The 20914-nt window shown below is 66.8% G+C and carries 15 protein-coding genes and 2 tRNA genes; 9 read left to right on the top strand and 8 right to left on the bottom strand.

What is annotated here, in order from left to right; genetic code table 11:
- The first annotated feature begins 94 nt into the window (after nt 1-94).
- From clpP to AC5LXX_RS09925, 6 genes are all read left to right on the top strand, one after another.
- The gene (gene clpP, locus AC5LXX_RS09950; RefSeq protein WP_010092137.1) at nt 95-748 is read left to right on the top strand and encodes an ATP-dependent Clp endopeptidase proteolytic subunit ClpP; all 654 of its coding nucleotides are present in this window, start codon (nt 95-97) and stop codon (nt 746-748) included.
- Nucleotides 749-912: 164 nt separating this feature from the next.
- Nucleotides 913-2184 (top strand): ATP-dependent Clp protease ATP-binding subunit ClpX, encoded by a 1272-nt coding sequence (gene clpX, locus AC5LXX_RS09945; RefSeq protein ID WP_006489345.1) that lies wholly within the window; start codon nt 913-915, stop codon nt 2182-2184.
- Between the two features lie 197 nt (nt 2185-2381).
- Entirely contained in the window at nt 2382-4805 is a 2424-nt protein-coding gene (gene lon, locus AC5LXX_RS09940) for an endopeptidase La (protein ID WP_124450446.1), read from the top strand.
- Between the two features lie 205 nt (nt 4806-5010).
- Nucleotides 5011-5086: transfer RNA gene (locus AC5LXX_RS09935), tRNA-Val, on the top strand.
- Nucleotides 5087-5109: 23 nt separating this feature from the next.
- Nucleotides 5110-5186 (top strand) — tRNA-Asp (locus AC5LXX_RS09930).
- A gap of 330 nt (nt 5187-5516) precedes the next feature.
- On the top strand, nt 5517-7451 hold the full coding sequence (locus tag AC5LXX_RS09925) for a SurA N-terminal domain-containing protein (RefSeq protein WP_493409374.1): 1935 nt from the start codon (nt 5517-5519) through the stop codon (nt 7449-7451).
- Between the two features lie 69 nt (nt 7452-7520).
- On the opposite strand, the gene AC5LXX_RS09920 is transcribed toward AC5LXX_RS09925, so the two are convergent.
- On the bottom strand, nt 7521-8189 hold the full coding sequence (locus tag AC5LXX_RS09920) for an arylesterase (RefSeq protein WP_493409373.1): 669 nt from the start codon (nt 8187-8189) through the stop codon (nt 7521-7523).
- Here AC5LXX_RS09920 and AC5LXX_RS09915 point away from each other — a divergent pair.
- Nucleotides 8188-8889 carry an ABC transporter ATP-binding protein gene (locus AC5LXX_RS09915; protein WP_493409372.1) on the top strand — a complete coding sequence of 234 codons (702 nt, stop codon included), beginning with the start codon at nt 8188-8190 and terminating at the stop codon, nt 8887-8889. The two genes, AC5LXX_RS09920 and AC5LXX_RS09915, sit on opposite strands and share 2 nt — an antisense overlap.
- A 72-nt stretch (nt 8890-8961) precedes the next feature.
- Here AC5LXX_RS09915 and pgi read toward each other — a convergent pair whose 3' ends face one another.
- From pgi to AC5LXX_RS09900, 3 genes are all read right to left on the bottom strand, one after another.
- Nucleotides 8962-10584: a glucose-6-phosphate isomerase gene (gene pgi / locus AC5LXX_RS09910; RefSeq protein ID WP_493409371.1), complete on the bottom strand. Its 1623-nt coding sequence runs from the start codon at nt 10582-10584 to the stop codon at nt 8962-8964.
- Nucleotides 10585-10695: 111 nt separating this feature from the next.
- On the bottom strand, nt 10696-12240 hold the full coding sequence (locus tag AC5LXX_RS09905) for an NAD(P)H-hydrate dehydratase (protein WP_493409370.1): 1545 nt from the start codon (nt 12238-12240) through the stop codon (nt 10696-10698).
- 53 nt (nt 12241-12293) lie between these two features.
- Nucleotides 12294-13595 carry an FAD-dependent oxidoreductase gene (locus tag AC5LXX_RS09900; protein ID WP_493409369.1) on the bottom strand — a complete coding sequence of 434 codons (1302 nt, stop codon included), beginning with the start codon at nt 13593-13595 and terminating at the stop codon, nt 12294-12296.
- 328 nt (nt 13596-13923) lie between these two features.
- Here AC5LXX_RS09900 and purL point away from each other — a divergent pair, with 328 nt between their 5' ends.
- Both purL and AC5LXX_RS09890 read left to right on the top strand, forming a co-directional pair.
- Entirely contained in the window at nt 13924-17988 is a 4065-nt protein-coding gene (gene purL, locus AC5LXX_RS09895; protein WP_493409368.1) for a phosphoribosylformylglycinamidine synthase, read from the top strand.
- A gap of 5 nt (nt 17989-17993) precedes the next feature.
- On the top strand, nt 17994-18539 hold the full coding sequence (locus AC5LXX_RS09890; RefSeq protein ID WP_493411115.1) for a GNAT family N-acetyltransferase: 546 nt from the start codon (nt 17994-17996) through the stop codon (nt 18537-18539).
- Between the two features lie 131 nt (nt 18540-18670).
- On the opposite strand, the gene AC5LXX_RS09885 is transcribed toward AC5LXX_RS09890, so the two are convergent.
- The 4 genes from AC5LXX_RS09885 to msrB all read right to left on the bottom strand — a co-directional run bounded on the left by AC5LXX_RS09885 (nt 18671) and on the right by msrB (nt 20888).
- Nucleotides 18671-19453, bottom strand: coding sequence for a peptidylprolyl isomerase (locus tag AC5LXX_RS09885; RefSeq protein ID WP_034188760.1), 783 nt, complete (start codon nt 19451-19453; stop codon nt 18671-18673).
- 18 nt (nt 19454-19471) lie between these two features.
- Entirely contained in the window at nt 19472-19780 is a 309-nt protein-coding gene (locus AC5LXX_RS09880; RefSeq protein WP_493409367.1) for a BolA family protein, read from the bottom strand.
- Between the two features lies 1 nt (nt 19781).
- Nucleotides 19782-20312, bottom strand: coding sequence for a septation protein A (locus AC5LXX_RS09875; protein WP_124450426.1), 531 nt, complete (start codon nt 20310-20312; stop codon nt 19782-19784).
- 144 nt (nt 20313-20456) lie between these two features.
- On the bottom strand, nt 20457-20888 hold the full coding sequence (msrB, locus tag AC5LXX_RS09870) for a peptide-methionine (R)-S-oxide reductase MsrB (RefSeq protein WP_124450424.1): 432 nt from the start codon (nt 20886-20888) through the stop codon (nt 20457-20459).
- Nucleotides 20889-20914: the final 26 nt, after the last annotated feature.

Genomic DNA, 20914 nt, shown 5'->3' with positions numbered 1-20914 from the left:
CCGTTTTTACGTCAAGCGCACGGTTGCCATTAATATGGCGATTGAGCGGGCGGCTTCCTTCCGTTCAATTTTCCATTCGAACAAGGTTCATTGAATGATCACTCGCGCTGAATTGCTGGACATGCTTGCTTCGAACGCGCCGCAGGGTTTCGAGGCGCAAGCGCTGGGGCTGGTGCCGATCGTCGTCGAAACGAGCGGCCGCGGCGAGCGTTCGTACGATATCTACTCGCGTCTCCTGAAGGAGCGCCTGGTGTTCATGGTCGGCGAAGTGAACGACCAGACCGCCAACCTCGTGGTCGCGCAATTGCTGTTCCTGGAGAGCGAGAATCCCGACAAGGACATCAGCCTCTACATCAACAGCCCGGGCGGCTCGGTGTCGGCCGGCATGGCGATCTACGACACGATGCAGTTCATCAAGCCGGACGTGTCGACGCTGTGCATGGGCCTCGCGGCCAGCATGGGCGCATTCCTGCTCGCATCGGGTGCGAAGGGCAAGCGCTTTGCGCTGCCGAACTCGCGCGTGATGATTCACCAGCCGCTCGGCGGCGCGCGCGGCCAGGCGTCCGACATCGAGATCCAGGCACGCGAAATCCTCTACCTGAAGGAGCGGCTGAACCAGTTGCTCGCGCAGCACACGGGCCAGGACGTCGAGCGCATCGCGCGCGACACCGACCGTGATAACTTCATGTCGAGCGAGGACGCGAAGGCGTACGGGCTGATCGATCAGGTGCTGCTGAAGCGCCCGTGAGCATAAGTGGGGTGCCGCCCCGTTTCGTCCGGCGGCCCCTGCTGTCCCGAACGCCCTTGAGCATCTGCGGCAAGCACATCCAGCCGGCTCCGGTCGCGCCCTAGGCGCGGCGTCCGGAGCATTCGGCGTATCATGTCATTTACCTGTCCGGAGGCTCTACATTCATGGCGGACAAAAAAGGTTCGAACAGCGAGAAGCTGTTGTATTGCTCGTTTTGCGGGAAAAGCCAGCATGAGGTGAAAAAACTCATCGCGGGCCCGTCGGTGTTCATCTGCGATGAATGTATCGACCTCTGCAACGAGATCATTCGCGACGAGGCGGCTGCCGCCGGCGTCGAGGCCAGCCTGTCCCGGTCGGATCTGCCGAGCCCGCAGGAAATTCGCGACATCCTCGATCAGTACGTGATCGGCCAGGAGCGCGCGAAGAAAATCCTCGCGGTGGCCGTGTACAACCACTACAAGCGCCTGAAGCATCTCGACAAGAAGGACGACGTCGAGCTGTCAAAGAGCAACATCCTGCTGATCGGCCCGACGGGCTCCGGCAAGACGCTGCTCGCGCAGACGCTCGCGCGGTTGCTGAACGTGCCGTTCGTGATCGCCGATGCGACGACGCTGACCGAAGCCGGCTACGTCGGCGAGGACGTCGAGAACATCATCCAGAAGCTGTTGCAGAACTGCAACTACGAGGTCGACAAGGCCCAGCGCGGGATCGTCTACATCGACGAAATCGACAAGATCAGCCGCAAGTCGGACAACCCGTCCATCACGCGCGACGTGTCGGGCGAGGGCGTCCAGCAGGCGCTGCTGAAGCTCGTCGAGGGCACGATGGCATCGGTGCCGCCGCAGGGCGGCCGCAAGCACCCGAACCAGGATTTCATCCAGGTCGACACGACCAACATCCTGTTCATCTGCGGCGGCGCGTTCGACGGTCTCGAAAAGGTGATCACCGATCGCACCGAGAAAACCGGCATCGGCTTCGGCGCGACGGTCAAGAGCAAGCAGGAACGCGACGCGGGCGAAGTGCTGCGCGAAACGGAACCGGAAGACCTGATCAAATTCGGTCTGATCCCCGAATTGATCGGCCGCCTGCCGGTGGTCGCGACGCTCGGCAAGCTCGACGAAGCCGCGCTGATGAAGATCCTGGTCGAGCCGAAGAATGCGCTCGTCAAGCAGTATCACAAGCTGTTCGCGATGGAGCGCGTCGAGCTCGAGATCCGGCCGGGTGCGTTGCAGGCAGTCGCCCGCAAGGCGATCCGCCGCAAGACTGGCGCGCGCGGTTTGCGTTCGATCATCGAACAGGCGCTGCTCGACGTGATGTACGAGCTGCCGACGATGAAAGGGGTCAGCAAGGTCATCATCGACGAGAACGTCATCGATGGCGACGGCAAGCCTTTGCTGATCTACGAGGACACGCCGAAGGTGGCGGGTTCGAACTGACCGGCTTGCCGACGATGTTCTGCGAAAAAGGCCGTTCATGAGACCGTGGGCGGCTTTTTTTCGTTTATCTTGTGGGTAACTCTGACTCGACACGCGGTGGTTACTTTCTTACCGAATATTTCCCGCACTTGAAGGCTTGCAATTCGTTGTGGCGGCCTCAATTACCGAACAATTGATTCCACTCATGGGGAAATGAAATGTCAGGCACCCAACTTCTCCCGCCGGAACGCATCACGCTCCCGCTGCTGCCGCTGCGGGATGTCGTCGTTTTCCCGCACATGGTGATTCCGCTCTTCGTGGGCCGGCCGAAATCGATCAAGGCCCTCGAAGCAGCGATGGAAGGCGGCAAGCACATCATGCTCGTCGCCCAGAAAACCGCGGCCAAGGACGAACCGACCGAAAAGGACATGTACGAGGTCGGTTGTATCGCCAACATCCTGCAGATGCTGAAGCTGCCGGACGGCACCGTGAAGGTGCTCGTCGAGGGCCTGCAGCGCGCGAAGGCGTTGTCGATCGAAGAACAGGAGACGCAGTTCTCCTGCGACGTGATGCCGCTCGAGCCCGATCACGCCGACAGCGCTGAAACGGAAGCGCTGCGCCGCGCGATCGTGTCGCAGTTCGACCAGTACGTGAAGCTGAACAAGAAGATCCCGCCGGAGATTCTCACGTCGCTGTCGGGTATCGACGAAGCAGGCCGCCTCGCGGACATGATCGCCGAGCGCCTGCCGCTGAAGCTCGACCAGAAGCAGCACATCCTCGAGATGTTCCCGGTCATCGAGCGCCTCGAGCACCTGCTCGCGCAACTCGAAGCCGAGATCGACATCCTGCAGGTCGAAAAGCGCATCCGCGGGCGCGTGAAGCGCCAGATGGAAAAGAGCCAGCGCGAGTACTACCTGAACGAGCAGGTCAAGGCGATCCAGAAGGAACTGGGCGAAGGCGAGGAAGGTGCGGATCTCGAGGAACTCGAGAAGCGCATCAACGCCGCGCGCATGCCGAAGGAAGCCAAGAAGAAGGCCGACGCCGAGCTGAAGAAGCTGAAGCTGATGTCGCCGATGTCGGCGGAAGCGACCGTCGTGCGCAACTACATCGACACGCTGATCGGCCTGCCGTGGCGCAAGAAGAGCAAGGTCAACAACGACCTGTCGAACGCCGAGCAGGTGCTCGACGAGGATCACTTCGGCCTCGAGAAGGTCAAGGAACGGATCCTCGAGTATCTCGCGGTGCAACAGCGCGTGGACAAGGTCAAGGCACCGATCCTGTGCCTCGTCGGGCCTCCGGGCGTCGGCAAGACCTCGCTCGGCCAGTCGATCGCCCGTGCGACGAACCGCAAGTTCGTCCGGATGGCGCTCGGTGGCGTGCGTGACGAAGCCGAGATCCGCGGTCACCGCCGTACGTACATCGGTTCGATGCCGGGCAAGATCCTGCAGAGCCTGACTAAGGTCGGCGTGCGCAATCCGCTCTTCCTGCTCGACGAAGTCGACAAGATGGGTATGGATTTCCGCGGCGATCCGTCGTCGGCGCTGCTCGAAGTGCTCGATCCGGAACAGAACCACACGTTCGCCGATCATTACATCGAAGTCGACTTCGATCTGTCGGACGTGATGTTCGTCGCGACGTCGAACTCGCTGAACATCCCGCCGCCGCTGCTCGACCGGATGGAAGTGATCCGTCTGTCGGGTTACACGGAAGACGAGAAGGTCAGCATCGCCCAGCGTTACCTGCTGCCGAAGCAGAAGAAGAACAACGGGCTGAAGGACGGCGAGATCGATGTCACCGAACAGGCGATCCGCGACATCATCCGCTACTACACGCGCGAAGCCGGTGTGCGTTCGCTCGAGCGGGAAGTGTCGAAGATCTGCCGCAAGGTCGTGAAGATGCTGCTGCTGAAGAAGGCATCGGGCGCGATCAAGGTCGACGGCGAGAACCTCGATACGTTCCTGGGCGTGCGCAAGTACGACTTCGGCCTCGCGGCGAAGGAAAACCAGGTCGGTCAGGTCACGGGTCTTGCGTGGACGGAAGTCGGCGGCGATCTGCTGACGATCGAAGCCGCGGTGATGCCGGGCAAGGGCAACGTGATCCGTACGGGTTCGCTCGGCGACGTGATGAAGGAGTCGGTCGAGGCGGCGCGTTCGGTCGTGCGCTCGCGTTCGCGCCGTCTGGGCATCAAGGACGAAGCGTTCGAGAAGCAGGACATCCACATCCACGTGCCGGAAGGCGCGACGCCGAAGGACGGTCCGTCCGCAGGCGGTGCGATGACGACCGCGCTGGTGTCGGTGCTGACGGGTATCCCCGTGCGAGCCGATGTCGCGATGACGGGCGAAATCACGTTGCGTGGCGAAGTGCTGCCGATCGGCGGGCTGAAGGAAAAGCTGCTGGCTGCGCATCGCGGCGGCATCAAGCTCGTGCTGATTCCGGAAGAGAACGTGAAGGATCTCGCGGACATTCCGGACAACGTGAAGAACGCGATCGAGATCGTGCCGGTCCGCTGGATCGACAAGGTGCTGGAGCTCGCGCTCGAGCGTTCGCCGACTCCGCTGCCGCCGGAAGAAGAAGCGAAGGCCGCGGCGCCGGTCGGCGAGGCGGCGAAGGATGCCGGCTCGACGGAAGTCGTCAAGCACTGAGACCCTGAGCGCCGTCGTTGCTGACGGTTGTTCACAAAACCCGCGGCGTGTCCGCGGGTTTTTTTATGCGCATTGAAAACGCGTGCGCGAGCGTTTAAAAAAATTCGCGGACGGGCTTGGCAAAATGATCGGGGATGAATTAAACTTGCGGGCTCGCTGGTTGTTGATGCGGAAACGCAGATCGCAGTCAGAACGAATCGGAAACGGGTGCTTAGCTCAGCTGGTAGAGCGGCGCCCTTACAAGGCGTAGGTCGGGGGTTCGAACCCCTCAGCACCCACCAGTTTCCCGATTCAGCCAGACCAAGGAGCGGTAGTTCAGTCGGTTAGAATACCGGCCTGTCACGCCGGGGGTCGCGGGTTCGAGTCCCGTCCGCTCCGCCAAAAAATGAGAAAGCCTGCCTTGTGCGGGCTTTTTCATTTGCGTCGTCGATTGCGCCCGCCGGCGGGCGCGTGACTGCGGAGCGGAGGAAGCCGCCTGCGCGGCTTCCGGCGGGACTCGAAGGGATGCGCGTGCACGCGCAGCCGCGGCCTGCAGGATGTAGGCGAGTCCCGTCCGCTCCGCCAAAAAATGAGAAAGCCCGCCTTGTGCGGGCTTTTTCATTTGTACCGTCGAGTGATTCCGGTTTCGCCCGCACCCGGCACGCCTGCTTTTCTCCCGTCCCACCCCGTATGTTGTAATATCGGACGTTTTGTCCAATTTTCCCGTCACGCATGCTCGATTTCTTCCGTAATCACCAGCGCCTGATGATGGCGCTCCTGCTCCTGATCGTGTTGCCGGGGCTGGGTTTCGTCGGGATCCAAGGCTTCCGCGGCTTCTTCGACGACAGTGCGAACGTCGCGGCAGTCAACGGGCACAAGATCACGCGGGTCGAATTCGACGGCGCGTTCCGCCAGCAGATCGACCAGGCACGCCAGGCACTCGGCGGGCAGTTCGACATCAAGATGTTCGATACGCCCGAGCATCGCAAGCAGGTGCTCGACGGCCTGATCCAGCAACGCGTGCTGGCCGACGAGACGCAGCGTCTCCACCTCACCGCCTCCGACAACGCCGTGCGCGATGCGCTGATGAGCGACCCGATGATCGCGGCGCTGAAGAAGCCCGACGGTTCGATCGACGTCGAGCGCTATGCGCAGCTGCTGTCGTTCCAGGGGATGACGCCCGAGCAGTACCAGGAGCGCGTGCGCTACAGCCTGTCGCTGCAGCAGATTCCGGCCAGCATCGTGTCGAGCGCATTCACGCCGAAGAGCCTCGCGCAACGTCTGTCCGAACTCGCCGCGCAGCAGCGCGACGTGCAGGCGCTGGTGCTGAAGACGAGCGACTTCGCGGCGAAGGTCCAGCCGACCGATGCACAGCTCACCGCGTACTACGACGCGCACAAGCAGAGCTTCGCGACGCCGGAGACCGCCACGATCCAGTACCTCGTCTATTCGCCGGCCGCGGCGGCCGCAAGCGCGCAGCCGACGGACGCCGACATCAAGAAGTTCTACGACGACAACCCGACGCACTTCCGCACCGAAGCGCAGGTGCGCGTGAGCCACATCTTCATCGCGGCGCCGGGCAGCGCCAGCGCGGCCGACAAGACGGCGGCGAAGACGAAGGCCGAGCAACTGCTCGCCGACGTGAAGGCGCATCCGGACCAGTTCGCGCAGATCGCGCAGAAAAACTCGCAGGACGCGCCGTCGGCAGCGAAGGGCGGCGACCTCGGCTTCATCACGCGCGGCTCGACGGCAGGCGGCAAGGCGTTCGACGATGCCGCGTTCGCACTCAAGCAGGGTGACGTGAGCGGTGTCGTGCAATCGGATCTCGGCTTCCACATCCTGAAGGCGACCGAAGTGAAGCCGGCAGCCGTCAAGCCGTTCGCGGAAGTGAAGGACGAAATCGCAGCCAGCCTGAAGCAGCAGTACGCATCGAAGGCGTTCACGGACAACGCGGAAGGCTTCACGTCGACCGTGTATGAAAAGGCGAAGACGCTGCAGCCGGCCGCGGACAAGTACAAGCTGACGATCCAGACGGCCACCGTCACGCCGACGCCGAATCCGCAACTGCCGCCGACGAGCCCGCTGAACAATCCGAAGTTCCTGGCCGCCGTGTTCGCGAACGACTCGGTGAAGAGCCAGAACAACACGCAGGCGATCGACGTCGGCAACAACACGCTGATCTCGGCGCGCGTGACCGACTACAAGCCGGCTGCCGTGCCGGCGCTCGATGCGATCAAGGACGTCGTGCGCCAGAAGGTCGTCGCCGAGCAGGCCGCGGAACTCGCGAAGAAGGATGGCGCGGCGAAGCTTGCCGAGCTGCAGAAGTCGAAGTCGGCCGACGGGTTCTCGGCTGCGCAGAAGGTGTCGCGTACGCAGTCGCAAGGCCTGACGCCGGCTGCACTGAGCGCCGTCTACAAGGTCGATGCGAAGACGCTGCCGGCCTACGTCGGTGTCGATCTCGGCGCGGACGGCTACGCGATCTACCGCGTGAACGCGGTGATCCCCGGTTCGGCGGTCGATCCGCAGCAACTGGCGGCCGCGCAGCAGCAAATGGCTCAGGTCGACGCACAGAGCGAAGGCGAGGCCTATCTCAGCGCGCTGCGCGATCGCTCGAAGGTGAAACTGTACGGTTCGACGTCCAGCCAGAAGCAGGACGGCGACGACTGAGCATCGTTGCGCAAGCAACCCGAAAAGCCCCGCTTCGAGCGGGGCTTTTTGTTTTCCGGCAGGGGGGCGTCAGCCGCGCGGCTTGCCGAGCAACGGCTTCAGCGCCGGCCACACGTTGTCGAGCAGAATGCCCTGCGCCTGCTGCGCGGGATGCATCTGGTCGGCCTGGAACATCTCGGGCTTGTTCTCGATGCCGGCCAGCAGGAACGGCACGAGCGGCACGCCGAGATCCTTCGATAGCCGCGTGTAGACGGCGTGGAACTTCTGCGTGTAGTCGGGGCCGTAATTGGGTGGCACGTACATGCCGACCAGCACGACCCTGGCTTGTGCGCGCCGCGCGCCGGCGATGATGTCGCGCAGGTTCTGCTCGGTCGTCGCGAGCGGCACGCCGCGCAGCGCATCGTTCGAACCGAGCTCGACGACCACGATCGACGGCTTGAGTCGCTGCAGCACCGCGGGCAGCCGCGCACGGCCGCCGCTCGTGGTGTCGCCGCTGACGCTGGCGTTCGCGACGCTATAATCGATTCGCTCGGTCGTGAGCCGTTGCCGCAGCAACGCCACCCAGCCGGTGTCGCGCGGTAGCCCGTATTCGGCCGACAGGCTGTCGCCGAGCACGACGATCACGGGCTGGCCCGATGTCTGCGCCGTCGCGGCGCGTGCCGGCACGGTGACGGCCAGCAGGGTGCCCAGCAGCGCGGCAGCCGCCGTGCGCCTTTTCCAGCGAAATGTCGTGTCCATGTTCAAGATTACCGATCCGATCATCGAAGTCCATGACGTGTGCAAGCGGGTCGCCGATGCGACGGGCGAGCTGACGATCCTCGACGGCATCACGCTTGCCGTGCGGCCGGGCAGCAGCCTTGCGATCGTCGGCGCGTCGGGGTCGGGTAAATCGACGCTGCTCGGCCTGCTCGCAGGGTTGGACAGCGCGACGAGCGGCACGGTTCGCCTGCTCGGGCGTGCGCTCGACCAGCTCGACGAGGACGACCGCGCCGCGCTGCGCAACGGGGCGGTCGGGTTCGTGTTCCAGTCGTTCCAGCTGATGCCGCACCTGACGGCGCTCGAGAACGTGATGCTGCCGCTCGAGCTGCAGGGCGGCATCAGTGCGCGCGATGCGGCCGACCGCGCCCGCGCGCTGCTCGTGCAGGTCGGTCTCGGCGAACGCACCGCGCATTATCCGAAGCTGTTGTCGGGCGGCGAGCAGCAACGCGTCGCGCTGGCGCGCGCGTTCGTTACGCGTCCGGCGATCCTGTTTGCCGACGAGCCGACCGGCAGTCTCGACGCGGCGACAGGCCATGCCGTCATCGACCTGATGTTCGAACTGAACCGCACGCACGGCGCCACGCTCGTGCTCGTCACCCACGATGCCGAACTCGCGCGCCGCTGCGCGACGACCGTCACGCTCGACACCGGACGTATCGTCGCGCCGCACACGGCATAACGCTGCGCGGCGATTCATCTGCCGGCCACGCAGCGCGTACTGCGTGGCCGGCACGGGCATCGCGCCGTTGCGTCAGCGCTTCAGCGCCGCGCGGGCGCGCTCGATCAGTGCCGTGGTCGACGAGTCGTGCTTCGCGGGATCGACCGATTCGGCCGACAGGTCGGCTTCCACCACCTTGCCGAGAATCTTGCCGAGCTCGACGCCCCACTGGTCGAACGGATTGATGTCCCACACCGTGGCCTGCACGAGCACCTTGTGTTCGTAAAGCGCGATCAGCGCGCCGAGCGTGCGCGGCGTCAGCGCATCGACGAGCAGCGTCGTGGTCGGGCGATTGCCGGGGAACGTCAGGTGCGGCGCGAGCGCCTCCTTGCCGGGCCCGGCGACCTTGCGCGCTTCTTCAAGGGTGCGGCCGAGCATCAATGCCTCGCTCTGCGCGAAGCAGTTCGCGAGCAGCTTCGGATGATGGCTCGCGAGCGGATGCTCGGGCGTCAGCACCGCGATGAAGTCGATCGGCACGATCGTCGGCCCCTGGTGCAGCATCTGGAAGAACGCATGCTGGCCGTTGGTGCCCGGCTCGCCCCACGTGACGGCCGACGTCGGGTAATCGACGAAGGTGCCGTCCAGGCGCGCGGATTTGCCGTTGCTCTCCATTTCGAGCTGCTGCAGGTACGACGGCAGGTAGTGCAGCGCTTCCGAGTACGGCGCGACGAGATAGCTCTGCGAACCGAAGAAATTCCGGTACCAGATGCCGATCAGGCCGAGCAGCACCGGCAGGTTGCGCTCCAGCGGCGCTTCGCGGAAATGGCGGTCCATGTCGTTCGCGCCGGCCAGCAGCTCGTCGAACTGCTCGGGGCCGATCGCGATCATGATCGACAGGCCGACCGCCGACCACAGCGAGTAGCGGCCGCCGACCCAGTCCCACATTTCGAACACGTTTTCCGCGGCGATGCCGAACTTCACGACTTCGGCCGGGTTCGCCGACACGCCGACGAAGTGCTTCGACAGTGCGTCTTCCGGGCAGCCGCGCGCGATGAACCAGTCGCGCAGCGAGCGGGCGTTCGTCATCGTCTCGAGCGTCGTGAAGGTCTTCGACACGATGATCGCGAGCGTTTCCTCGGGATCGACCTGTTCGAGCACGCGCGCGAGATCGGCACCGTCGACGTTCGACACGAAGTGGGTCGAGATTTCCGGCGTCGCGACGTGATGCAGCGCATGCACGACCATCTTCGGCCCGAGATCGGAGCCGCCGATGCCGATGTTGATCACGTGACGGATGCGCTTGCCCGTGTAGCCCGTCCACGTGCCGCTGCGCACGGCGCGCGCGAACGTCGCCATCTTCGCGCGCTCGGCGCTCACCTGCGCGTGGAACGGCGCTTGCGGGTCGGTCGCGCGCAGCGCGGTATGCAATGCCGCGCGGCCTTCCGTCGGGTTGACGATCTCGCCCGCGAACATCGCGTCGCGGCGCGCTTCGACACCTGCGTCGCGCGCGAGCTGCACGAGCAGGCGCAGCGTTTCGTCGTTGATGCGGTTCTTCGAGAAATCGGCCGCGAGGCCGCCGCCCGGAATCGTGAAGCGCTCGGCGCGGGTCGGCGCGCGGTCGTGTTCCGGCGCGAACCAGTCGCGCAGGCGGGCGTGACGGATCTGTTCGAAGTGGGATTGAAGGGCAGTCCAGGCGGGGAGCGAATTCAGCGTCATGGCGGTTCGAGTGAAGCGTGAATCGGGAGGAATGCCGCGCCGGCTCATCGGGATCGGAAGGCCGGCGGACGAGAGGGCCCGCCGTGCGGCGGGGCAGTCAGTATAGCGGCGTTACGTGTCGGCGCGCGGCGACGGATAAAAAAGGCGATTGATCAGCGTGCGCACCATCGGGGCGAGTTCGCCCGCGGTGAGCCCGGCCGGGCCGATGCCGTTCGCGGTCAGCGTGTCGGCCGCGAGCCCGTGCAGGTAGACGCCCGCGAGCGCTGCTTCGTACGGCGCGACGCGCTGCGCGAGCAGGGCGCCGATCAGGCCGCCGAGCACGTCGCCGGTGCCGCCCGTGGCCAGCGCCGCGTTGCCGGTCGGGTTGATCGTCACGCGGCCGTCGGGTGCCGCAATCACCGTGCCCGAGCCTTTCAGCACGACGATCGCCGCATGACGTGCCGCAAGCGCTTGCGCGGCCGCGATGCGATCCCGCTGCACGGTGGCCGTGTCGCTGCCGAGCAGCCGCGCGGCTTCGAGCGGATGCGGCGTCAGCACGCACGGATTGCCGCGCGCGCCGCGTGCGGCGACGGCGGCCGCGAGATCCGCATGCGTCGCGACGAGATTCAGTGCGTCGGCATCGAGCAGCGTCGCGGCGTCGTGCGTGAGCACGTCGCGCACGAGCGTCGCCGCGGCCTCGCGCGTGCCGAGCCCGCAACCGGCGGCAATCGCGGTCATCGCGTCGAGATCGAGGCTGTCGGCCGGGTGCAGCATCAGTTCGGGGAAGGGCGGATCGTACGGCGGCGCGCCGGCGCCGAGGAAGCCGACGTGCACCTTGCCGGCGCCCGCGAACAGCGCGGCGCGCGCGGCTAGGATCGGCGCGCCGCACATGCCGGTATCGCCGCCGAGTACCGCAAGGCTGCCGTACGTGCCCTTGTGGGATGAGAACGCGCGTGCGGGCAGCGCCGCGGCGAATCGCGCGGGCGCATTCAGCACGATGGCCGGTGCGGCGGGCGGCGCGACGTCGAGCGAGGCGACGTCGACCTCGCCGGCGAGGTCGCGGCCGTCGCCCGTGTACAGGCCCGGTTTCGCGCCGATGAAGGTGAGCGTGTGGGTGGCCACGACGGCGGCGCCCGCGCCGACGATCCGGCCGGTATCGCTGTCGAGCCCGCTCGGCACGTCGAGTGCGAGTACGCGGCCGCCGTTGCGTGCATGCGCGGCGATGCGTTCGGCCTGTTCGGCGAATGCGCCGTCGAGCGCGCGGCCCAGCCCGATGCCGAACAGCCCGTCGACGACCCACGCGAATTCGTCCAGCGATGCGGGCGGTGAGGCCGACAGCGGCACACCGGCCGAGCGCGCGAGGCCGAGCGCCCATTGCGCATCGTCCGGTTTGACCGGTACCGGCATCCATGCCTGCGTCGCGACGCCGAGCTGCTGGAGGTGCGCGGCGGCCACCAGTGCGTCGCCGCCGTTGTTGCCGGGGCCGACCGCGAACCAGACGGGGCGGTCGTCGCCGGCGACACGCTCGGACACCCAGTGCGCGGCGGCGGCGCCTGCGCGGGTCATCAGCGCGTGCGGCGGCAGTGCCGCGGCAGCGTCGGCTTCGGCCGCGCGCAGGTCGGCGACGCGCAGCAGTGCGATCGGATCGGAATCGGGAAGCGGGCGGGTAGCGGTCATCGCGGGATCGTGGCGGCTGGCAAGGATGCCGCCACGGGGCGAACCCGCGGCGGTCAGGTCGTGAAGCGGCCGACGCCGAGCGCGGCGAGCGTGTCGGCGGGCCACTGCCGGGCGTCGCCGCCCAGGTAGTCGGCCACCACTTTAGCAGACCCGCATGCGAGCCCCCAGCCGGTCGGGCCATGGCCGAAATTGACGAACACGCGCGGATGCGGGGTCGGACCCACGACGGGCAGGCCGTCCGGCGACAGCAGCTGCATGCCCTGCCACGACAGCGCGGCCGAGATTTTGGCGGCGCCCGGCACCCAGTCGTGGACGGCCTGGCCGAGCAGCGCGAGCGCGGCCTCGGACAGCGGCTCGGCGAGCGGTTTCGCGGTGTCGGCGAGGCTCTGCAGCACGGCGCCGCCGCCGATGCGCAGCCGCTGATGGGTGCGCGTGATCGAGATCCGCTTGATCGAATCGACGACGCTCAGGTGCGGCGCGTGTTCTTCGTACGCGACCGGCGCGGTGAGCGTGTGGACGCGCACCGGGTGCAGCGGCAGGCGCCAGCCGAGCTTGTCGAGCAGCGGCACGCTGCCGGCGCCGGCGGCGACCACGATCGCGTCGGCGGACATCACGTCGACCTCGCGCGCCTTGGCCGCGGTCCGGTGGCCGGACGGCACGAGCTCGACCGCGGCGCGGCCGTTGTCGACGCGGATCGCGGCGACGTCCGCGCCGAAGCGGAACTGCACGCCGTGCTCGTCGAGCGTCTGCTTGACCAGTTTCGCGAACAGCGGGCAGTTGCCGGTGCGTTCGGTTTCGAGCAGCACGCCGCCGGCGAAGCCGGGCTCGGCCGGCACCGACGGTTCGAGCGCCGCGCATTCGTCGGAGGTGAGCGTGCGGTACGGCTGGTCGAGCGTGCGCAGCAGGTCGAGCGCGGGCTGCAGCGCGTCCCAGTCGCGCGGGTCGCGCACCACGTGCAGGATGCCGGGCTTCTGCTCGAATTCGAGTTCGAGGCGCGCCTCGATTTCGGCGAGCGTGTCGCGCGACGCGTCGATCAGCGGGCGCAGCCGCGCGTACTGCGCGGCGAACGCGTCGGGCTCGCGCAGCGTGCCGAGCTGCTTGACGAAGCGGCGCACGCCGCCGTTCAAGCCCGGCTTGTAGACGACGCCGCTGTCGCGCGGCTGGCGCTGGCGCATGAAGGTCGGGCCGAACCAGACGTCGAGCGGGCTCGGCAGCAGTGCGCCGCCGTCGCCGTAGGTCGCACCCTGCGCGACGGTCGCGTGGCGTTCGACCACGCACACGCGATGGCCGGCCGCGCGCAGCTGGTAGGCGGTGGCGACGCCGCTGATTCCGCCGCCGATGACGATGACATCCATGGATTGCTTCGATGACGGGCGGCGCGCACGCCGCCCGGTGAGGATTCGCTGAGGGCCCCGGCCCGGTGAACCCGGAATGATAGCGCCAAAATCGCGCGAACCGGCGTCGGGCGAGCATGCGCCGTGCAGCCGCACCACGGCGGCCGGCGCCCGTACCCGAGTGGCCCGGCCCGGCGGGCGGCTGTGGGCGGCGCACGTCGGGGCACCGATGCGGTGCACGCGGACTACCGATCGGCCAGTCTTGGGCGCCCGACTTCCGGGTATAATTACGGCCTTCCTTTCGCCCCACGTCGCCACCTCGCGCGACTCATCGACGTCAGTCCAGCCCATGGCTCACTTCTCGTGTTTTCCCGGCGCTTCGGCCCTCTCCGATTTCCGTCAAACCCGTCTGCTCGACACGCTCAGGCAAATCGACGCCAACATCGTCGCGGTGCGCGGGCAGTTCCTGCACTTCGTCAATGCGGCCGAGCCGCTGTCGGCCGACGACAGCACGCGCATCGACGCGCTGATGCACTACGGCGAGCCGTTCCAGCCGGCAGCCGAGAAGGGCGCGGCCGAGACGTTCGTCGTGCTGCCGCGCTTCGGCACGGTTTCGCCGTGGGCGAGCAAGGCGACCGACATCGCGCAGCACTGCGGCCTCACGCAGGTGCGCCGCATCGAGCGCGGCGTCGAATTCACGGTCACGCTGAAGTCGGGCCTGCTCGGCGGCAAGAAGGCGCTGTCGGACGACGCGCGCGCAGCCGTCGCGGCCGCGCTGCATGACCGGATGACCGAAAGCGTGGTCGCGGCGCGCGACGACGCGAAGCACCTGTTCGACGAGCTGCCGGCCAAGCCGCTCGAGACCGTCGACGTGCTGGGCGTCGGCCGCGGCGCGCTGGAGCGTGCGAACGTCGAGCTGGGCCTCGCGCTCGCCGACGACGAGATCGACTACCTGGTCGACGCGTTCCGCAAGCTCGAACGCAACCCGACCGACGTCGAACTGATGATGTTCGCGCAGGCGAACAGCGAGCACTGCCGTCACAAGATCTTCAACGCGCAGTGGACGATCGACGGCGAAGCGCAGGACATGTCGCTGTTCGCGATGATCCGCAACACCGAAAAGCTGAACCCGCAGGGCACGATCGTCGCGTATTCGGACAACTCGTCGATCATGGTCGGCGCCGAAGCCGAGCGCTGGTTCCCGCGCAACGCGGGCGCGGCCGGCGAGCCGGGTGAGCGCTACGGCCGCCACACCGAGCTTACGCACACGCTGATGAAGGTCGAGACGCACAACCACCCGACGGCGATCTCGCCGTTCCCGGGGGCGGCGACCGGCGCGGGCGGCGAGATCCGCGACGAAGGCGCGACGGGCCGCGGCGCGCGTCCGAAGGCCGGCCTGACGGGCTTCACCGTGTCGAACCTCGACCTGCCGGACGCCCGCCAGTCGTGGGAAAACGCACGTGACGCAGCGCAGCCGGTGGCCGAGCGCAACCCGAACGACGCGCACGGCCCGTACGGCCGTCCGGACCGCATCGCATCGCCGCTGCAGATCATGATCGACGGCCCGCTCGGCGGCGCCGCGTTCAACAACGAATTCGGCCGCCCGAACCTCGGCGGCTACTTCCGCGTGTACGAGCAGAACGTCGGCGGGAAGGTGCACGGCTATCACAAGCCGATCATGATCGCGGGCGGCCTCGGCAACATCGCGGATCAGCACACGCACAAGCACGACGTGCCGGCCGGCTCGCTGCTGATCCAGATCGGCGGCCCCGGCATGCGGATCGGGATGGGCGGCGGTGCCGCGAGCTCGATGGCGACCGGCGCGAACACGGCCGAGCTCGACTTCGACTCGGTACAGCGCGGCAACCCGGAAATCGAGCGCCGCGCGCAGGAAGTGATCAACGGCTGCTGGCAGCTCGGCGCGGAAAACCCAATCCTGAGCATCCACGACGTCGGCGCGGGCGGCCTGTCGAACGCGTTCCCGGAAATCGTCGACGGCGCGGGCAAGGGCGCGCGCTTCGAACTGCGCAAGGTCGCGCTCGAGGAATCGGGCCTGTCACCGCGCGAAATCTGGTCGAACGAAGCGCAGGAGCGCTACGTGCTGGCGATCGCGCCGGCCGATCTGCCGCGCTTCGAGGCGATCTGCGCGCGTGAGCGCTGCCCGTTCGCGGTGGTCGGTGTCGCGACCGACGAGCGCCAACTGAAGCTCGTCGACGACGAAGCGACGGGTGCCGACGAATACCCGGTCGACATGCCGATGGAAGTGCTGCTCGGCAAGCCGCCGCGCATGCATCGCGACGTCGCGCGCGTGACGACCGAGCGCGCACCGGTCGACGTGACCGGCATCGCGCTGTCGGAAGTCGCGGTCGACGTGCTGAAGCACCCGACGGTCGGCAGCAAGTCGTTCCTGATCACGATCGGCGACCGTACGGTCGGCGGCACGTCGGTGCGCGACCAGATGGTCGGCCCGTGGCAGGTGCCGGTGGCCGACTGCGCGGTCACCGCGCTCGACTACGCGGGCTTCAAGGGCGAGGCGATGACGATGGCCGAGCGCACGCCGCTCGCGGTGATCGACGCACCGGCGTCGGGCCGCATGGCCGTCGGCGAAGCGATCACGAACATCGCGAGCGCGCCGATCGCGTCGCTCGACAAGCTGAAGCTGTCGGCGAACTGGATGGCCGCGTGCGGCACGGCCGGCGAGGACGCCGCGCTGTTCGACACCGTCAAGGCGATCGGCATGGAGCTGTGCCCGGCACTCGGGATCGGCATCCCGGTCGGCAAGGACTCGCTGTCGATGAAGACGAAGTGGGACGAGCAGGGCGTCGCGAAGGAAGTGGTGTCGCCGGTGTCGCTGATCATCTCCGCGTTCGCGCCGGTCGAGGACGTGCGCCGCCACCTGACGCCGCAATTGCGCCGCATCGCCGATGCGGGCGACAGCGTGCTGATCGCGATCGATCTCGGCCGCGGCAAGAACCGGATGGGCGGCAGCATCTTCGCGCAGGTCACGCAGCAGGTCGGCGACACGACGCCGGACGTCGACGACGCGGAAGACCTGAAGCGCTTCTTCAACGCGATCCAGTCGCTCAATGCGCAAGACAAGCTGCTCGCGTACCACGACCGTTCGGACGGCGGCCTGTGGGCGACGGTCTGCGAAATGGCGTTTGCGGGCCACGCGGGCGTGTCGCTGAACGTCGACATGCTGACGCTCGACCCGAACCACGAGTCCGACTACGGCGACGCGAAGGACTGGGCGAAGCAGACGAGCGGCCGTCGCGACGACCGCACGCTGCGCGCGCTGTTCTCGGAAGAACTCGGCGCCGTCGTGCAGGTGCGCGCGTCCGACCGCGACGCGGTGCTCGGCGCGCTGCGCGAATTCGGCCTGTCGGCGTGCTCGCACGTGATCGGCTCGGTCAACGACCGTGACGTGATCGAGGTGTACCGCGACGCGAAGAAGATCTTCGACGCACCGCGTACCGAACTCCATCGCGCATGGAGCGAAGTGAGCTGGCGCATCGCGCGTCTGCGCGACAACCCCGCCTGCGCGGATGCCGAGTACGACGCGCTGCTCGACGCGGCCGATCCGGGCATCTCGCCGGTGTTGAGCTTCGATCCGGCCGACGACATCGCCGCGCCGTTCATCGCGACGGGCGCACGGCCGCGCGTCGCGATCCTGCGCGAGCAGGGCGTGAACTCGCACCTGGAAACGGCATACGCGTTCGACCGCGCGGGCTTCGACGCACACGACGTGCACATGAGCGACCTGCTCGCGGGCCGTGCGACGCTCGCCGATTTCGCGGGGGCGGTCGCGTGCGGCGGCTTCTCGTACGGCGACGTGCTGGGCGCCGGCGAAGGCTGGGCGAAGACGATCCGCTTCAACGCGAACCTCGCCGACATGTTCTCGGCGTTCTTCGCGCGTCCGGACACGTTTGCCCTCGGCATCTGCAACGGCTGCCAGATGCTGTCGAGCATCGCGTCGATGATCCCGGGCGCGGAGGCGTGGCCGAAGTTCACGCGCAACAAGTCCGAGCAGTTCGAGGCGCGCTTCTCGTTCGTCGAGGTGGAGAAGTCGCCGTCGATCTTCTTCGCGGGCATGGAAGGCTCGCGGATTCCGGTCGCGGTCGCGCACGGCGAAGGCTATGCGGACTTCTCGCAGCAGGGCGACATCGATCGCGTCGCGGTTGCGATGCGTTTCGTCGACCACCGCGGCGAAGCGACCGAGCGCTATCCGTTCAACCCGAACGGCTCGCCGGCCGGCATCACGTCGGTCACGACGGCCGACGGCCGCTTCTCGGTACTGATGCCGCACATGGAGCGCGTGCATCGCACGGTCACGATGAGCTGGCATCCGGAAAGCTGGGGTGAGGCAAGCCCGTGGATGCGCGTGTTCCGCAACGCGCGCCGCTGGATCGGCTGATCCGGATGATGTTCGATCCGCACGCGCCGGTCGAGGTCGTCACGCTGCGCGACGCACGCGCGAGCGAGGCCGACGCGATCGGCCGCGTGATCCGTGCGGCGTTCGCGGGTGAACCGCAGGGCGGGCGGTTCGAGCAGCGTATCGTCGAGACGCTGCGCGCGGACGGTGCGCTGAGCGTGTCGCTCGTCGCGGAGCGCGACGGGCGCATCATCGGTCACGTCGCGTTCTCGCCGGTCACGATCGGCGGCGCGGCAACCGGCAGCCAGTCGTGGTACGGGCTCGCGCCGCTCGCGGTGCTGCCCGATTGCCAGCGGCAGAGCATCGGCGCGGGGCTCGTGCGCACGGGGCTCGATGCGTTGCACCGGCTCGGCGCGCGCGGCTGCGTCGTGCTCGGCGAGCCGGCGTACTACGCGCGCTTCGGGTTCGAACCGTCCGGCGACATCGTGTTTCAGGGCGTGCCGCCCGAATATTTCCTCGCGCTGTCGTTCGACAAATCGGCACCGCGGCCGTCCGGCGACGTGCGCTATCACGACGTGTTTTATCCCGCGTAGCGCAGGTGATGTCCGGTTGACAGAAAACCGCTCCTCGGAGCGGTTTTTTATCGCGCGTGCATTGCGGCGTACCTAAAGAAAAAGCCGCTCCGAGGAGCGGCTTTTCGTTGCACGGGCGACGCGCGCCGGCGTTACTGGATCTTCGCCTGCTGGCGCAGGCCTTCCTCGAACGCTTGCAGCTTCTGCTGCACGAGCTGCTGCGCGATCTGCGCCTTCACCTGCTCGAGCGGCGGCGGGGCGATGTCGCGGATGTCGTCGACGCGGATGATGTGCCAGCCGAACTGCGTCTTCACCGGCGTGTCGGTCATCTGGCCTTTCTGCAGTTTCTGCGCGGCCGCCGCGAATTCCGGCACGTACGCCTTCGGGTCGGACCAGTCGAGATCGCCGCCGTTCTTGCCCGAACCCGGATCCTTCGAGTATTGCTTCGCGAGATCCTCGAACTTCGCGCCGGCCTTGATCTTCGCGATCAGGTCCTTCGCCTGCTGCTCGTCGCTGACGAGGATGTGGTGCAGGTGGTATTCGCGGTTGCCGCCAGCGCCCTTGACGAGGTCGTCGTAGCGCGCCTTCACTTCGGCGTCGGTCGGCTGGTTCTTCTTCAGGAAGCTCTCGATCATCGAACGCAGCACGACGGTCTGCTGCGCGACGGCGACCTGCGCCTTCACGTCAGGACGGTTCGGGATGCCTTCGCGGATTGCTTCCTGCATCAGGATTTCGCGGTTCACGAGTTCCTGGCGCACGGCCTGCTGCAGTTGCGGGCCATCGGTCTGGCCTTGCTGGACGAGCTGCGCGACCATCGCATCGGCGCGCGACTTCGGAATCGGCGTGCCGTTGACGACGGCGATGTTCTGGGCAAATGCCGGTGCCGCTGCGAAAGCAGCCGCCGCGACCCACAGGCGGGGGGATTTCAGGATCATCGGGAATTCCTAATGAGACTAGATTGAAGATTCGTTGAATTCTTCGGGCGTGTAAGCCACGATCGCGAGCGCGTGAATGCCGCGCTGCATCGCATCAGCGAGCGCATCATACACCAGCCGGTGCCGCGCGACGCGCGGCTTGCCGGTGAACGCGGACGACACGATCGTGACCGTGAAGTGGCCGCCGGCGGACGCGCCGGCGTGGCCCGCGTGCTGCGCGCTGTCGTCGCGCACGGTAAGCGCCAGCGGCGCCAGCGCCGCGTTGAGGCGCGCTTCGATCAGCGCGATGCGTTCGTCGGGTGAGGCGTGGAGAAAGGCGTCCGTCATGTCACTCGTCCTTCAGGTATTTCGTGAGCCACAGGCTCTGCAGGATGATGAACACGACCATCGCGCCCGTCGTACCGAACAGCTTGAAGTTCACCCATTGCGATTCGGTGAAGTTGTGCACCACGTACAGGTTCGCGACGCCGAGCACCGCGAAGAACAGCGCCCATGCGACGTTCAGCCTGTCCCACACGGGCGGTGGCAGCGTGAGCTGCTTGCCCATCATCTTCTCGATCAGGTTCTTGCTGAACGCATAACGCGCGGCGAGCAACCCGATCGCAAACAACCAGTACAGCACAGTCGGCTTCCATTGAATGAATTTCTCGTCATGCAGGACGAGGGTGGCGCCACCGAAGACGACGATCACGCCGAGGCTGACCCACAGCATCGTGTCGACCTTCCGGTGCCGGAAGGCGACCCACGCGACCTGGGCCAGCGTCGCGATGATCGCGACGGCGGTGGCGGTAAAGATGCCCCAGACCTTGAAGGCGACAAAAAACAGGATGATCGGAAACAGATCGAACAGGAATTTCATGGCGCTCGCAGCTGCGTGAAAGGCCGCTCGCGCGGCCTTTCACCGTTGTAGGGACCCGCCAGGCACCGCCGTTGCGGATCGGGGCGGCCAGCCCGGGGCCGGCCTGCCGGCAAGGGGCGACCTCGCCGATCCGCCCGGCGCCGCTCAGTCGTTTTCGGGTCGGGACTCGAAGTTTAACGCAGCCGAATTGATGCAGTACCGCAAACCGGTCTTGTCGCGCGGGCCGTCCTCGAACACGTGGCCCAGATGCGCGCCGCAGTGGTTGCAGCGCACCTCGACGCGCACCATCCCGTGCGAGTAGTCGACCTTCTCGTCGATCACCTCGCCGTTGAGCGGCTTGAAGTAGCTGGGCCAGCCGCAGCCCGAGTGGAATTTGGCACCGGACTCGAACAGCGGCGTGCTGCAGACGACGCATTTGTAGATGCCGTCGTCTTCCGTATCGGTGTATTCGCCGGTGAACGCGCGCTCGGTCGCCGCATGTTGCGTGACCTCGTACTGCATCGGCGTGAGCCGGCGGCGCAGGTCGGCGTCGTCCTTCTGGTACGGGAAGGTCTTGTCGTCGGAATCGTGGGACATGTGGGGTTCTCCTGATCGGTCGGTCG

It is taken from the genome of Burkholderia torrens (genome assembly GCF_984668525.1).
Note: the sequence above shows the minus strand (reverse complement) of the source record. Positions and strands in the feature narration are given on the sequence as shown.

Excerpts from the sequence above, each read along its gene's own strand:
- clpP (WP_010092137.1), top strand. The coding sequence starts at position 95 with ATGATCACTCGCGCTGAATTGCTGGACATGCTTGCTTCGAACGCGCCG.
- clpX (WP_006489345.1), top strand. The coding sequence starts at position 913 with ATGGCGGACAAAAAAGGTTCGAACAGCGAGAAGCTGTTGTATTGCTCG.
- lon (WP_124450446.1), top strand. The coding sequence starts at position 2,382 with ATGTCAGGCACCCAACTTCTCCCGCCGGAACGCATCACGCTCCCGCTG.
- AC5LXX_RS09925 (WP_493409374.1), top strand. The coding sequence starts at position 5,517 with ATGCTCGATTTCTTCCGTAATCACCAGCGCCTGATGATGGCGCTCCTG.
- AC5LXX_RS09915 (WP_493409372.1), top strand. The coding sequence starts at position 8,188 with ATGTTCAAGATTACCGATCCGATCATCGAAGTCCATGACGTGTGCAAG.
- AC5LXX_RS09920 (WP_493409373.1), bottom strand. The coding sequence starts at position 8,189 with ATGGACACGACATTTCGCTGGAAAAGGCGCACGGCGGCTGCCGCGCTG.
- pgi (WP_493409371.1), bottom strand. The coding sequence starts at position 10,584 with ATGACGCTGAATTCGCTCCCCGCCTGGACTGCCCTTCAATCCCACTTC.
- AC5LXX_RS09905 (WP_493409370.1), bottom strand. The coding sequence starts at position 12,240 with ATGACCGCTACCCGCCCGCTTCCCGATTCCGATCCGATCGCACTGCTG.
- AC5LXX_RS09900 (WP_493409369.1), bottom strand. The coding sequence starts at position 13,595 with ATGGATGTCATCGTCATCGGCGGCGGAATCAGCGGCGTCGCCACCGCC.
- purL (WP_493409368.1), top strand. The coding sequence starts at position 13,924 with ATGGCTCACTTCTCGTGTTTTCCCGGCGCTTCGGCCCTCTCCGATTTC.
- AC5LXX_RS09890 (WP_493411115.1), top strand. The coding sequence starts at position 17,994 with ATGATGTTCGATCCGCACGCGCCGGTCGAGGTCGTCACGCTGCGCGAC.
- AC5LXX_RS09885 (WP_034188760.1), bottom strand. The coding sequence starts at position 19,453 with ATGATCCTGAAATCCCCCCGCCTGTGGGTCGCGGCGGCTGCTTTCGCA.
- AC5LXX_RS09880 (WP_493409367.1), bottom strand. The coding sequence starts at position 19,780 with ATGACGGACGCCTTTCTCCACGCCTCACCCGACGAACGCATCGCGCTG.
- AC5LXX_RS09875 (WP_124450426.1), bottom strand. The coding sequence starts at position 20,312 with ATGAAATTCCTGTTCGATCTGTTTCCGATCATCCTGTTTTTTGTCGCC.
- msrB (WP_124450424.1), bottom strand. The coding sequence starts at position 20,888 with ATGTCCCACGATTCCGACGACAAGACCTTCCCGTACCAGAAGGACGAC.